Consider the following 12,944-nt stretch of genomic DNA (forward strand, 5'->3'; position numbering starts at 1 on the left):
TACATTTGTAAGATAAATTGCAAAAATGCTGCCTTATCCTGTCGGCGGGCGGCGCAGAAACGAAACGACAACAGACGCAATACTATGAAAATCGTGATAGCGGGTGCGGGCGAGATGGGGAGCCATCTGGCGAAAATGCTCAGTGGCAACGGCCACGACATCACCATCATCGACGCCGACCAGAAGCTGCTTTCCGACGTGGGGAGCCTTGCCGACGTGATTTCGGTCGAGGGCGATTCGACGACCTTCGCCGTGCTCCGCAAGGCGCAGGTGCGCAAGTGCGACCTGTTCATCGCCGTGAACCACGTGGAGAACGACAATGTCGTGGCGGCGATGCTGGCCAAGAAGCTCGGGGCCAAAAAAGCCATCGCCCGCATCGACAACAACGAATACCTGGAACCCAACAACAAGGAGATGTTCATCGACATGGGCATCGACTACCTGTTCTACCCCGAGAAGGTCGCGGCCAGCGAGGTCATCAACCTCCTGGGGCATACCTCGACCACGGAATTCGTCGATTTTTCGAGCGGCAAGCTCTCGCTGGTGGTTTTCCACCTGGAGCCGACCTCGCCCCTGGTGGGCAAGCCGCTGGAGGGGTTCGACGACGACGAGGCGCCGCTGAGCTACCGCACGGTGGCCATCACGCGCGGCGGGCAGACGATCATCCCGCGCCGCGGCGAATTGTTCATGGAGGGCGATGCGATCTATGTGATCGCCCGCCAGGATGCCGTGAAACAGGTCATGGAGTTTTCGGGACAGTCGAACATCGAGATCAAGAACATGATGATTCTGGGCGGGTCGCGCATCGGCATCCGCATCGCCACGGAGCTGCAGGACGAGGTGAACATCAAGCTCATCGACTACAACGCCGAGAAGGCCTACCGGCTGGCGGAGATGCTCGAAAAGACCCTCATCATCAACGAGGACGGCCGCAACACCGAGGCCATGATGGAAGAGGGGCTTTCGAACATGGACGCCTTCGTGGCCGTGACGGGGCGCAGCGAGACCAACATCCTCGCGGCGATGCTCGCCAAGCGCATGGGCGTCAAGAAGGTGATCGCCGAGGTCGAGAACCTCAATTACATCAACCTGGCCGAGTCGATCGGCATCGACACGATCATCAACAAGAAACTGGTGACGGCGTCGAACATCTTCCGCTTCACGATGTCGACCGACGTGCAGGCCATCAAGTGCCTTACGGGCAGCGACGCCGAGGTGCTGGAATTCATCGTCAAGCCCAATGCGCCGGCCGTGAAGAGCCGCATCAAAGACCTGGGGCTGCCCGAGGACACGATCATCGGCGGCATCGTGCGCGGCGACAAGGTCTTCATCGCCGTGGACAACATGGAAATCAACCCTTACGACCGCGTGGTGGTCTTCGCCATGCCTGCGTCGGTGGGCAAAGTGGGATACTTTTTTAACTGACGGCGGCGCTGCGGAGCCCGGCGTGCGCCGGGGCCCGCACACCGGCGGAATATGAAACCGAACAGACAAGTGTCGTTTAGAAGCATATTATTCAAGGCCTGGTTTTCGCAGCGCGAGCGGGCTATCGACCGTTTCAGGCGCCGTCCTGCCGAGACGCAGGAGCGTATCTTCAGGCAGTTGCTGCGCCGTGGGCGCGGGACGGAATTCGGATGGAGGTACGACCTGGGGCATGTCCGCAGCGTGGAGCAGTTCCAGTCGATGGTCGAGACGTTCGATTACGAAACCTTCAAACCCTATATCGAAAAGATGCTGGCCGGGGAGCGTAACGTCACCGCGCCGGGGCGGGTGAAACTCTTTGCCCGCTCGTCGGGCACGACTTCCGACCGGAGCAAGTACATCCCCGTCACGGAGGAGTCGCTCTGGTGGAACCACACGCTCGGCATGCGGGACGTGGCGACGGTATTCGCGGCCAACAACCCGAAAACGAAGGTCTTCGACGGCAAGACGCTGACCCTCGGCGGGTCGTGCAGCCGCGAGGGGCGCAACCTTGTGGGTGACCTGTCGGCGGTGCTGATCCACGAAACGACGTTCTGGAGCGGCTGGTTCCGGGCGCCGCGCACCGCCACGGCGATCATCCCCGATTTCGACCGCAAGGTCGAGGCCATCTGCCGCGAGTGCACGGGCGAAAATATCACGGCCTTCGCCGGGGTGCCGTCGTGGAACCTGGCGATGATGCGCCGCGTGCTGGATTATACGGGGCGGGAGAACCTGCTCGAAGTGTGGCCCAACCTCTGCATGTTCGCCCACGGAGGCGTGGAGTTCGCACCCTACCGCCGTTCGTTCGAGGCGCTGATCCCTTCGGACAGGATGCAGTATATGGAGACCTACAATGCCTCGGAAGGGTTCTTCGCGCTGGCCGACGACCCGTCGCGGAGCGACATGCTGCTGATGCTCGACTACGGCAATTTCTTCGAGTTCCGCAGCGGGGATACCGTCGTACCGCTCGAAGGCGTGGAATGCGGCAAGGTCTACGCCATGCTCATCACGTCGAACAACGGCCTGTGGCGCTACGAGATCGGCGATACGGTGGAATTCACCTCGACGAATCCTTACCGTATCCGTTTCGCGGGGCGTACGAGGCAGTATATCAATGTCTTCGGTGAGGAATTGATCGTCGACAACGCCGACCGCGCACTGCTGGCCGCCTGCAACGAAACGGGGGCCGTGGTCGGGGAATATACCGTGGCGCCGTGCTACATGTCGCTGCGCGAGCGGGGCGCCCACGAATGGATTCTGGAGTTCGAGCGCGAGCCCGACAGCCGCGGGCATTTCGCCGAGGCGCTCGACCGTGAACTGCGGGCCGTGAATTCGGACTACGACGCCAAACGCCGCACGACGCTCGAGCGGCAACGGCTGACGGTCGTCAGCCACGGCCGTTTCCTCGCGTGGATGCGTGCCCGGGGCAAGAACAAGGTGCCGCGGCTGGTCAACGACCGCCGTGTGGCCGACGAGATACTGGCGTTCGGCGGGGAAGCGAAGTGACGGCGCGTGTTGCTGCGGCGTAATGCCGTGATGTACCGCTGCGGAGCACTCCGGCGGCCGTCCGGAGCGGCCGGGTAGTATTTAGGATGTAAAACAAATATCGTATAATATGTATATAGCCATTGCAGGCAATATCGGAAGCGGGAAGACCACGCTGACCCGGATTCTGACCGAGCGTTACAACGCCAAAGCCTACCTCGAGGAGTGCAACAACCCCTACATCGGCGATTTCTACGAGGACATGAACCGCTGGTCGTTCAATTTGCAGATCTACTTCCTCGGGAGCCGCATTCAGCAGACGATGGACATGCTGGCCGACAACCGCGATTCGGGGGCGATCTTTCAGGATCGCACGATCTACGAGGATGCGCATATCTTCGCGGACAACCTCCACGAAATGGGGCTGATGGCCTCGCGCGACATCGAAACCTACATGAAACTGTTCCGGCTGATGACCACGCTCATCCCCAAGCCCGACCTGCTGATCTACCTCAAGGCGAGCGTGCCGACGCTCATTTCGCAGATCCGCAAGCGCGGCCGCGAATACGAGATGAACATCGACGAATTGTACCTCAAGCGTCTGAACGACAAGTATAACAACTGGATCGACAACATTTACGAAGGCGATGTGCTGGTCGTCGACAAAGACCATGAGGATTTCGTCTCCGACCCTACGGTGCTGGAGAAGATATGTGCGCACCTCGATGCGCTCGAAAACAGATAGCGACGCATGACGCTGCCTGAGAAATTCGCCGCACGCGTCCTTTCGGAGCTGGGGCCGGAAGAGGGGGCGGCGCTGTGCGCCGCACTCGATACCGAGCCGCCCGTGTCCGTGCGGCTGAACCCTGCCAAATGTGCCGGTGCGGCCGAACCCGGAGCGGTGCAGGACGGCACCGGGGCGGTACCGGGAGGATACGGATCGCCGCAGGGAAACTCCGGGACGGATGTGCCCGCCCCGCTTCCGGTTTTGCGAAACGCCGACGGCCGTGTACCCTGGTGCGCCGACGGGTATTACCTGGCGGTGCGGCCGCAGTTCACCTTCGACAGCGATTTCCATGCCGGGGCATATTACGTGCAGGAGGCGTCGTCGCAGTTCGTGGGGCACCTGATGGGCGGAAAGGGAGTTGCGGGGAAGCGAATCCTCGACCTTTGCGCCGCCCCGGGCGGCAAGACGACGCTCTATGCCTCGCTCGCGGGGCCCGACGGGCTGGTCGTCGCCAACGAGATCGACCGCCGCCGTGCGCAGGTACTGGCGGACAACGTCCGCAAGTGGGGTACGGGCAATGTCGCCGTGACGACCTGCGAACCCCGGCTACTGGGTGACTTCGAGGCGTGGTTCGACGTGGTGGCCGTGGATGCCCCCTGCTCGGGCGAAGGGATGTTCCGCAAGGATGCACAGGCCTGCGCCGAATGGAGCGAGGGGAATGTAAAGCTCTGTGCCGCAAGGCAGGACGGGATATTACGTGAAGCATGGCGTGCGCTCAAACCCGGTGGCAGGCTGATATACAGCACCTGCACCTTCAACCGCGACGAGGACGAAGGCGCTTTGGAGCGTATGCTCGCATGGGCGGGCGACGAGGTCGCAGAGGCGGAAGACATGGCTGTCGACGGGGCGTGGGGGATCGTCTGCGGCCGGGTGGGGGCTTTCCGCACCTACCGGTTCTATCCCCACCAGGTGCGTGGCGAGGGTTTTTTCGCCGCCGTGGCCTGCAAGGCTTATGATGCCGGCGGCCGTTGCCGCACCCCGAAGGCGCGGCGCACGGTATTTGCGCAGGTGGACAAGGCCTCGGCGGCGGAGCTGCGCCGTTGGGTGCGCACGCCGGAACGGATGTGCTTCGCGGCGGTGGGTGATACCTGCTACGGATATTACGTCGCGCAGGCCGAGGCCGTGAAGGCGCTCGGCGAAGCGCTGCCCGTGATCTATGCGGGCGTGGCGATGGGGCAGCTCTTCAAGGGAAGCCTTCGGCCCGATCCGGCGCTGGCGTTCTTCTGCGGGTTGAACCGCGAGGCGGTGCCCGCGGCGGAGCTGGACGAGGCGCAGGCGCTGTGCTACCTGCGCAGGCAGGAGGTCGCCGCCGGGGCGTTTGCCGAAGGGGTGAACCTGGTGTGTGCCCGCGGGCGGGCGCTCGGGTTTGCGAAGCGGATCGGTAACCGGGTGAACAACATGTACCCCAATACATTGCGAATTATTAAACGATAGATATGGCCGAGAAACTTTTTTATTCGATGGGCGAAGTGGCCGAGATGTTCGACGTCAATGCGTCGCTGATCCGCCACTGGGAGTCGCAGTTCAGCGTCATCCGCCCCAAGCGCAACAAGAAAGGCAACCGTCTCTTCTCGCCGCAGGATGTGGAGAACCTCAAACTGATCTACCACCTGGTCAAGGAGCGGGGCATGACCCTCGAGGGCGCCAAGAAGGCCCTGAAACAGAAGCCTGCGGCCGAGGGCGGCGTGCAGCGCGATGCCGAGCTGATGGAGCGCCTGCAACGCATCCGTGCGCTGCTGGTCGAGGTGCGTGAAGACCTGAAGGCGGGCCAGGGCGAACTCCTCGCCGACGGGGATGCCGAAGTCCCGGCGGCGGAGGCCGGGGCGGCAGTGCCCCGTCGCAAGGCGAAACCCGTGGTGAAGATCGTCCCGGAGGATGCCGCGGCGCAAGGGGCCGCCGAACCCGGGCAGCCCGCGTCGAAGCGTCCGCGCAAGCCCCGCCGCAAGAAGGAGGAGCCGGAACACAAGGAGCTCTTCGCCTTTTACGAACAGTCGCTCTTTTAGGGGCGTAAAGGGCGCTGCATCCCTTGGGGAAGGCTGCGCAGCAAGGCGGAAAGCGCAGTGCCGCGGCCGCAGGGCGGATGGCCCCGCCGGGGCAGAAAAAATGATAACCAGACAAATCAGGATACTATGCTAATCAGGGAAGTGACCGATGTCATCGAGCGTTTCGCACCGCTCGCGTGGCAGGAATCGTACGACAACGCAGGCTTGATCGTGGGGCGCCCGGACGACGAGGTGCACAAGGTGCTGCTGGCCGTGGACGTCACGGACGAAGTGATGACCGAGGCCGAACGCGAAGGGTGCGACATGGTCATCACGCACCATCCGATCGTTTTCCATGCGCTCAAGCGTTTCAATTCGGCAGACCAGGTGCAGCGCTGCGTCGAGCGGGCTATCCGCAGTGGCATTGCGCTCTATGCGTGCCACACCAACCTGGACAGCGCCCCCGAGGGGATGAGCTGGCGGCTGGCCGAGATGCTGGGCGTGGGGGACTTGCGCGTGTTGCAGCCCACGCCGGAGGACGAAAAGGTCGGGTTCGGCGTGGTGGGCGAGCTGCCCGAGCCGATGGCTACGGTGGAGTTCATGCGCCGCATGCAGCGCGTGCTGGGCGTTCGGGTCGTGCGCCACAGCGACATCGCCTCGCCCGAGGTGCGGCGCGTGGCGGTGTGTACCGGTGCGGGGGCTTCGATGATCGGCGACGCACGCCGAGCCGGGGCCGACATTTACGTCACGGCGGATATGAAGTACAACGACTTCATGACGCCGGATAAAGCCCTCACCGTAGCGGATATAGGCCATTTTGAAAGCGAATATTGCGCAATTCAGATTTTATTTGATATTTTGTCGAAAAATTTGATTACCTTTGCGGTTCGCAAGAGTGAAAGCTCTCGCAATCCGGTGAACTATTTGGTTTAAGTCTAAACTATACACGTACATTATATGGCAACACAGAAGAAAACTGCCGACGTTGACTATTCGATGCAGGAGAAGATCATCGCACTCTATGAATTGCAGAAGATCGACAGCAGGATCGACGAAATCAACAAGGTGAAAGGTGAACTGCCTCTCGAGGTTCAGGATCTCGAAGACGAGATGACCGGCCTGAAAACCCGGATCGACAACATCAATGCCGAAATCGAGGAGCTGAACACGCTCACCAAGCAGCGCAAGCGCGAGGTCGACCAGGCCAAGATTCTCATCGGCAATTACAAGGAGCAGCAGAACAACGTGCGCAACAACCGCGAGTTCGATGCCATTACCAAGGAGATCGAGTACCAGGAACTGGAGATCGAACTGGCCGAGAAGCGCCTCAAGGAGTACGCCGCCGGTGTGAAAGCCAAGAAACTCCAGCTGGAGGAGGCCGAAGCCGTAGCGGAAGGCCGTGCCGCCGACCTGGCTGCCAAGAAGAACGAACTGGAAGGGATCGAAGCCGAAACCGCACCCCAGGTCGCAGAGTACGAAGTACAGGCCGACCGGGTCAAGGCCAAGATCGACGAGCGCCTGTTGTCGGCCTATGGCCGCATCCGCAGCAATGTGCGCAACGGGCTGGCGGTCGTGACCGTGAAGCGCGATGCCTGCGGCGGTTGCTTCAACCGGATTCCCCCGCAGCGCCAGGTGGAGATTCGCCAGGGCAAGAAACTTATCGTCTGCGAATATTGCGGACGTATCCTTGTGGCCGATCCCGAAGAGGGGCTGGAATAGCCCTGTGGAAAAATTAAGAAAGCAGGCCGGAGTGTACACTCCGGCCTGCTTTGCATTGGGGGGCAAGTCCCGGGTTCTATTTGGGCGTTCATGCCCCTGTGCTCCTGGATTATCCGCCTTTGCCGTATGCGTGGCGCGGCGGATTTTCGGGATTGTTGTCTTGTCGTGCCGGGAGCCGGGAGCCGGGAGCCGGGGCTGCCTACCAGACGACCTGGTCGGGGAGGATTTCGCCGTCGGCGGCGTCGCCCGCGTCGAAGGAGGCGGCTTTGTACTGGATGCAGATCATCGTCATCGGGCTGTCGCCCGTGTTGCGCAGCGAACGCCTGCCGGCAGGCGAAACCCGTATGACGCTCCCCTCGCCTACGGGGAAGACCTGCCCGTCGACCTGGAACTCCCCGTCTCCGCCGAGGATGATGTAAAGTTCTTCGTGGGTCTTGTGGGTGTGGAGGAACCCGACGCTGCCGCCCGGTGCGAACTGCTGGAACGACATCTCGGCCCCGGTGGCCTGCAGGTCGCCGCCTACGAATACTTTTCCCGGGATCTCCACGCCCGGTGCCAACGGCAGCGTGTACTGGTTCAACTCTTCGGTTTTTCCGACCGTCACGGCTGCGAAATTCGCGCCTGAGGCCACTTTTTCTACCTTTTTCATGGTTAAGGGTTATTAAAGCGTTTATGAATTGTGTTCTCTGTATTGCCGTTGCGAAGGTAAGGAGAATGCAGCGTTCGTGCAAGACGGTACGCTGGCGTATGTTGCTAACATTTAGGTAACTGATGTTGTATGTCAGGCAGAAATCCGGGTGAAAAAAAAGATTTTTTTGCAGGCAGCATGTGCGCGGCGACACGCGCGGCCGTGATACAGGGCGTTTTGCCCTCCCGCGCAAAGCCTGCCGGGCAGGGACTCGGCGTGTGCTGGCCGGCTGCGGGAATAGCGGCCGGACAGGCGGTTTTACTGGGCTGGGTGGGAGCTTGTTGGGCGCCGGGAGGTTGGGGAACGGTATCTGCCGGGCGGTTTGCGGCCGGGGCAGGTAAGAGTGCCGGGGTTTCGGGTTTTTAAATTTTTTTGTAAATTGGGGAATGTTAATTTATTAACACCAAAAATCCTTCCTATTTTATAAATAATCCTTAACTTTGCAAAGTTGTAATTTGCCTACTAAAATTACTGATAGATGAAAATAGCCCTTGCCCAGTTGAACTATACGATCGGGGATATCGACGGCAATACCTCGAAAATCATCGATTCGATCAACAAAGCGAAAGCGCAGCGTGCCGACCTGGTTATCTTTGCCGAACAGGCCGTGAGCGGAACCCCGGCTTTCGACCTGTTGCGTAAAACGACCTTCCTCGAACTGTGCGAGGATGCGCTGGTCGAAATCGCGTCGTGCTGCGACGGTATCGCGGCCATCGTGGGACTCCCGATCCTGACGCGCGAAGGTACCATCAGCGCCGCGGCGCTGATCCAGGATCGCAAAGTGCTGCGCTACGTGGGTAAGAAATATATCACCGCACGCCGCGAAATGGGCTTCCTCGTCCCTTCGAAGGGATTCGAGTACGCGACGATCAAGGGCCACAAGTGCGCCATCGTCGTGGGCGACGACCTGAGCCGCGAGCATGACTTCGACAAGTCGGTCGAGACCGTCATCTCGATAAACGCCCGCAAATACGGCCGGGGGACGATGACCTACCGTTACGAGATGATGCGCCACCTGTCGTTCGTCGAGGGTAAGAACCTTGTGCTGGTGAACCAGGTAGGCGGTTCGACGGACATCGTTTACGACGGTACGTCGGGGGCGTTCAACAACCGCGGGGAGCTGGTGCTGATGATGAAGCACTTCGAGGAGGATTTCCAGATTTTCGACACCAAGGCGGCCGGCGAGCCGGTCTCGATCCCCTCGACCTACAACGACCGTACGCGGATGGTCTACCAGGCGGCCCGGTGCGGCCTGCGCGACTTTTTCGTGAAGAACGGCTATAAAAAGGCCTGCATAGGCCTTTCGGGCGGCATCGACTCGGCCGTGGTGGCCTGCCTGGCCGCCGATGCGCTGGGACGCCAAAATATCCGGGCTTTGCTCCTGCCCTCGCAGTTCTCTTCCGACCATTCGGTCGAAGATGCGAAGAAACTGGCCGAGAACCTCGGCATCGAGTACAACGTAATTCCCATCACGGAAATATACACCAGCGTGGTGAACACCCTCAAGCCGGTCATCGGCGGCCGGGAGTTCGACGCCACGGAGGAGAATATCCAGACCCGTATCCGCACGGTGCTGTTGATGGCCGTGCAGAACAAGGCGGATTACATCCTGCTCAACTCGTCGAACAAGAGCGAAAATGCGCTGGGGCTCTGTACGCTCTACGGCGATACGGCGGGCGCTTTCAGCCCTACGGGCGACCTCTACAAGAGCGAGATGTACGACCTGGCACGCTATATCAACCGCACGCAGGGCGACCCCATCCCGGGCAATATCCTCGACAAGGAACCCTCGTCGGAGTTGCACCCGGGGCAGAAGGACAGCGACATCCTGCCGCCGTACGAAGTGGTGGACGCGATCCTTTACCGCATGATCGAGGAGGGGCAGCACCGCGAGGAGATCGTCAATGCGGGCTTCGATTCCGAGGTCGTGGAGAAGATCCACGCCATGATCATGCGCAACGAGAAGAAGCGCTACCAGTTCCCGCCCGTACTGCGCCTGTCGATGTGCTCGTTCGGGCACGAGCGCCTTATGCCGCTTACCAACAAATACGGCGATTGAGGGCGGTGGCTTCACGGATTGAACATAGCGGCGTGGTGGAACGCACGGAACGCGACACGGTCTATGTGAGGATCACCTCCCACAGTGCCTGCGGTAGCTGCAAGGCCCGCGAAGCGTGCGGCCTGGCCGAAGCGCAGGACAAGATCGTGGCCGTGAAGAGTCCCGACGCGGCGCATTATGCCGCGGGGGAGAAGGTTATGGTCGGCGTCCGTCGTAGTGCGGGCGCTGTCGCCGTTATATTGGCCTATGTCGGGGCGTTGGCCGTGCTGCTGGCCGTGCTGGTCGCCGCCGTTGCGGTGCTCGGCTGGAGCGAAGGCCGCGGCGCGCTTGCCGCACTGGGAGCCGTGGGTGTCTATTACTGCGTATTATGGCTCTTCAGGCATAAAATCGAACACACAATTCATTTCTCAATAACCAAACACTACTGATGGAAGTATTACTTTACACAATCCTGACGCTTTGTGCGCTGGGAGTGCTTTCCGCGGTGATCCTTTACTTCGTGGCCCAAAAATTCAGGGTCGAGGAAGATCCCCGGATCGACGAGGTGGAGAAGATGCTGCCGGGCGCCAACTGCGGCGGCTGCGGCTTCGCCGGGTGCCGCGGCATGGCCGACGCGCTCGTGAAACAGGACGACATCTCGGCGCTCTTCTGTCCGGTGGGCGGCGGCGACTGCATGAAGGCCGTTGCGGCCTACCTCGGCAAGTCGGCACCGGAAAAGGAGCCGCAGGTGGCCACCGTGCGCTGCGGCGGCACCTGTGACAAACGCCCCCGTACCAACGAGTACAACGGTGCCAAGTCGTGCGCCGTGGCATCGTCGCTTTACATCGGCCAGACGGGGTGCGCATTCGGCTGCCTCGGGTTCGGGGACTGCGTCGTCTCGTGTGCGTTCGATGCAATCCGCATGAATCCCGCGACGGGGCTTCCCGAAGTCGACCCCGACAAATGTACGGCCTGCGGGGCCTGCGTGAAGGCGTGTCCCAAAATGATTATCGAATTGCGCAAGAAGTGGCCGAAGAACCGGGCGGTGTATGTGTCGTGCGTGTCGAAGGACAAGGGCGCCGTGGTGATGAAGGCCTGCAAGGCGGGTTGTATCGGATGCGGCAAATGCCAGAAGGTCTGCGCGTTCGGTGCCATCACCATTGAAAACAACCTCGCTTATATCGACCCGCAGAAGTGCAAGCTCTGCCGTAAGTGCGTGAACGAGTGCCCGACGGGTGCCATCGTGCTGGCGGGCATGGATCCGCTGCCCAAGGCACCGAAGGCACCGGCTGCCCCGAAAGCCGCACCTGCTGCTGCTAAGGAGGCTTCTGCCGGAGTTCCGACAGCGCCCGATGCCGGGGCTACCCCGGCTGTGCCGGCTGCCGAAACTCCGAAAGCCGAATAAGTACCGTCAAATCAGAGAAACACAAGATATGAAGACATTTCCAATAGGCGGAGTCCATCCGTCGGAAAATAAACTGAGCGGCGCCAAACCGATCGAGGTGCTTCCGCTGCCCGACGTGGTGACGATCCCGCTCGCACAGCACATCGGCGCCCCCGCCGTGGCCAAGGTCGCCAAGGGCGACAAGGTCGTGACGGGGCAGCTCATCGCCGAGGCGGGCAGCTTTATGTCGGCCAACATTCACGCCCCGGTTTCGGGGACGGTAACGGCCGTGGACATGGTGTCCAACGGGCAGGGGCTGCGCCAGATGATGATTACGATCAAGCGCGAGGGCGACGACTGGGCCGAGGGGATCGACCGCTCGGAGACGCTCGTCCGCGAGTGTACGCTCTCGGCACAGGAGATCGTCGCCCGGATCAAGGACGCCGGCATCGTCGGCATGGGCGGCGCGACGTTCCCTACGCACGTGAAACTCTCGATTCCTCCCGGGAAAAAGGCTGAATCGCTGATTATCAACGGTGTAGAGTGCGAGCCTTACCTTACGTCCGACCACCGTACGATGCTGGAGCACGGCGAGGAGCTGCTCGTGGGCGTGACGATCCTGATGAAGGCCATCGCCGTGGAGAAAGCCTATATCGGGATCGAGAACAACAAACCCGACGCTATCGCACACCTGCGCCGTCTGGCCCAAGGGTATAAGGGTATCGAGGTGGTGCCCCTCAAGGTGAAATATCCGCAGGGCGGTGAGAAACAGCTGATCGCGGCCATTACGGGGCGCGAGGTGCCGCCCCCGCCCGCACTCCCGATCGACGTGGGCGCCGTGGTGTGCAATGCCTCGACGACCTATGCGGTCTACCAGGCCGTGCAGAAGCACAAGCCGTTGATCGAGCGCGTGGTGACGATCACGGGCAAAGGCGTCCGGGAGCCGAAGAACCTGCTGACCCGCATGGGTACGCCCGTCGAGGCGCTGATCGAGGCGGCCGGAGGGCTTCCCGCCGATGCGGGCAAGGTCATCAACGGCGGCCCGATGATGGGGCGCGCGATGGTCAACCTCGCCTCGCCCGTGACGAAGGGGTGCTCGGGCATCACCGTCATGAGCGGCCGCGACGCCCAGCGCCGCGAGGCCTCGCAGTGCATCAAGTGCGCCAAGTGCGTGGCTGCCTGCCCGATGGGGCTCGAACCCTATTACCTCTCGAAGATGACCCAGAAGAAAGGCTGGGAGGAAGTGGAGGCACAGATGATCACTTCGTGCATCGAGTGCGGCTGCTGCCAGGCCTCGTGCCCCTCGTACCTGCCGCTGCTGGACTGGGTGCGCCTGGGGAAACAGACTGTCATGGGCATTATCCGCGCACGTGCCGCGGCACCGAAAAAGTAAATGGAAA

Annotated in this window: 12 protein-coding genes; 11 read left to right on the top strand and 1 reads right to left on the bottom strand. The window is 61.3% G+C overall.

Annotation, left to right across the window (positions count from 1 at the left end):
• Window positions 1-84 precede the first annotated feature (84 nt).
• The 7 genes from trkA to B3C38_RS01810 all read left to right on the top strand — a co-directional run bounded on the left by trkA (window position 85) and on the right by B3C38_RS01810 (window position 7,434).
• A complete protein-coding gene (gene trkA, locus B3C38_RS01780) occupies window positions 85-1,425 on the top strand; it encodes a Trk system potassium transporter TrkA (RefSeq protein ID WP_022333285.1) in 1,341 nt (446 codons plus the stop codon).
• A gap of 69 nt (window positions 1,426-1,494) precedes the next feature.
• Window positions 1,495-2,967: a GH3 auxin-responsive promoter family protein gene (locus B3C38_RS01785; RefSeq protein WP_286724819.1), complete on the top strand. Its 1,473-nt coding sequence runs from the start codon at window positions 1,495-1,497 to the stop codon at window positions 2,965-2,967.
• A gap of 109 nt (window positions 2,968-3,076) precedes the next feature.
• Window positions 3,077-3,691 carry a deoxynucleoside kinase gene (locus B3C38_RS01790; RefSeq protein ID WP_286724724.1) on the top strand — a complete coding sequence of 205 codons (615 nt, stop codon included), beginning with the start codon at window positions 3,077-3,079 and terminating at the stop codon, window positions 3,689-3,691.
• Between the two features lie 6 nt (window positions 3,692-3,697).
• Window positions 3,698-5,167 (top strand): methyltransferase RsmF C-terminal domain-like protein, encoded by a 1,470-nt coding sequence (locus B3C38_RS01795; RefSeq protein WP_286724726.1) that lies wholly within the window; start codon window positions 3,698-3,700, stop codon window positions 5,165-5,167.
• A 2-nt stretch (window positions 5,168-5,169) separates the two neighbouring features.
• Window positions 5,170-5,736, top strand: a complete 567-nt coding sequence (locus tag B3C38_RS01800) for a MerR family transcriptional regulator (RefSeq protein WP_018694991.1) — start codon at window positions 5,170-5,172, stop codon at window positions 5,734-5,736.
• A gap of 126 nt (window positions 5,737-5,862) precedes the next feature.
• The gene (locus B3C38_RS01805) at window positions 5,863-6,648 is read left to right on the top strand and encodes a Nif3-like dinuclear metal center hexameric protein (RefSeq protein WP_286724731.1); all 786 of its coding nucleotides are present in this window, start codon (window positions 5,863-5,865) and stop codon (window positions 6,646-6,648) included.
• 24 nt (window positions 6,649-6,672) lie between these two features.
• Entirely contained in the window at window positions 6,673-7,434 is a 762-nt protein-coding gene (locus B3C38_RS01810) for a zinc ribbon domain-containing protein (RefSeq protein ID WP_022333290.1), read from the top strand.
• Between the two features lie 199 nt (window positions 7,435-7,633).
• On the opposite strand, the gene B3C38_RS01815 is transcribed toward B3C38_RS01810, so the two are convergent.
• Window positions 7,634-8,083, bottom strand: coding sequence for a cupin domain-containing protein (locus B3C38_RS01815; RefSeq protein ID WP_130065626.1), 450 nt, complete (start codon window positions 8,081-8,083; stop codon window positions 7,634-7,636).
• Between the two features lie 517 nt (window positions 8,084-8,600).
• Here B3C38_RS01815 and B3C38_RS01820 point away from each other — a divergent pair.
• The 4 genes from B3C38_RS01820 to rsxC are packed head-to-tail and all read left to right on the top strand — an operon-like array spanning window position 8,601 to window position 12,937.
• Window positions 8,601-10,181 carry an NAD+ synthase gene (locus B3C38_RS01820; protein WP_055204075.1) on the top strand — a complete coding sequence of 527 codons (1,581 nt, stop codon included), beginning with the start codon at window positions 8,601-8,603 and terminating at the stop codon, window positions 10,179-10,181.
• Window positions 10,182-10,186: 5 nt separating this feature from the next.
• Window positions 10,187-10,609 carry a SoxR reducing system RseC family protein gene (locus B3C38_RS01825; protein ID WP_286724739.1) on the top strand — a complete coding sequence of 141 codons (423 nt, stop codon included), beginning with the start codon at window positions 10,187-10,189 and terminating at the stop codon, window positions 10,607-10,609.
• On the top strand, window positions 10,609-11,565 hold the full coding sequence (locus B3C38_RS01830) for an RnfABCDGE type electron transport complex subunit B (protein WP_286724742.1): 957 nt from the start codon (window positions 10,609-10,611) through the stop codon (window positions 11,563-11,565). The genes B3C38_RS01825 and B3C38_RS01830 overlap by 1 nt, the downstream gene beginning before the upstream one ends.
• 28 nt (window positions 11,566-11,593) lie before the next feature.
• Window positions 11,594-12,937, top strand: a complete 1,344-nt coding sequence (rsxC, locus tag B3C38_RS01835; protein ID WP_237958036.1) for an electron transport complex subunit RsxC — start codon at window positions 11,594-11,596, stop codon at window positions 12,935-12,937.
• The last annotated feature ends 7 nt before the right edge of the window (window positions 12,938-12,944 follow it).

Origin of the sequence: Alistipes sp. UBA1686 (genome assembly GCF_002320215.1) — a bacterium.
In the GTDB taxonomy this organism is placed as follows: Bacteria; Bacteroidota; Bacteroidia; order Bacteroidales; family Rikenellaceae; genus Alistipes; species Alistipes onderdonkii.

What these genes read in the sequence shown, in the direction of transcription:
- trkA (WP_022333285.1), top strand. Translation starts at nt 85, where the DNA reads ATGAAAATCGTGATAGCGGGTGCGGGCGAGATGGGGAGCCATCTGGCG.
- B3C38_RS01790 (WP_286724724.1), top strand. Translation starts at nt 3,077, where the DNA reads ATGTATATAGCCATTGCAGGCAATATCGGAAGCGGGAAGACCACGCTG.
- B3C38_RS01795 (WP_286724726.1), top strand. Translation starts at nt 3,698, where the DNA reads ATGACGCTGCCTGAGAAATTCGCCGCACGCGTCCTTTCGGAGCTGGGG.
- B3C38_RS01800 (WP_018694991.1), top strand. Translation starts at nt 5,170, where the DNA reads ATGGCCGAGAAACTTTTTTATTCGATGGGCGAAGTGGCCGAGATGTTC.
- B3C38_RS01805 (WP_286724731.1), top strand. Translation starts at nt 5,863, where the DNA reads ATGCTAATCAGGGAAGTGACCGATGTCATCGAGCGTTTCGCACCGCTC.
- B3C38_RS01810 (WP_022333290.1), top strand. Translation starts at nt 6,673, where the DNA reads ATGGCAACACAGAAGAAAACTGCCGACGTTGACTATTCGATGCAGGAG.
- B3C38_RS01815 (WP_130065626.1), bottom strand. Translation starts at nt 8,083, where the DNA reads ATGAAAAAGGTAGAAAAAGTGGCCTCAGGCGCGAATTTCGCAGCCGTG.
- B3C38_RS01820 (WP_055204075.1), top strand. Translation starts at nt 8,601, where the DNA reads ATGAAAATAGCCCTTGCCCAGTTGAACTATACGATCGGGGATATCGAC.
- B3C38_RS01830 (WP_286724742.1), top strand. Translation starts at nt 10,609, where the DNA reads ATGGAAGTATTACTTTACACAATCCTGACGCTTTGTGCGCTGGGAGTG.
- rsxC (WP_237958036.1), top strand. Translation starts at nt 11,594, where the DNA reads ATGAAGACATTTCCAATAGGCGGAGTCCATCCGTCGGAAAATAAACTG.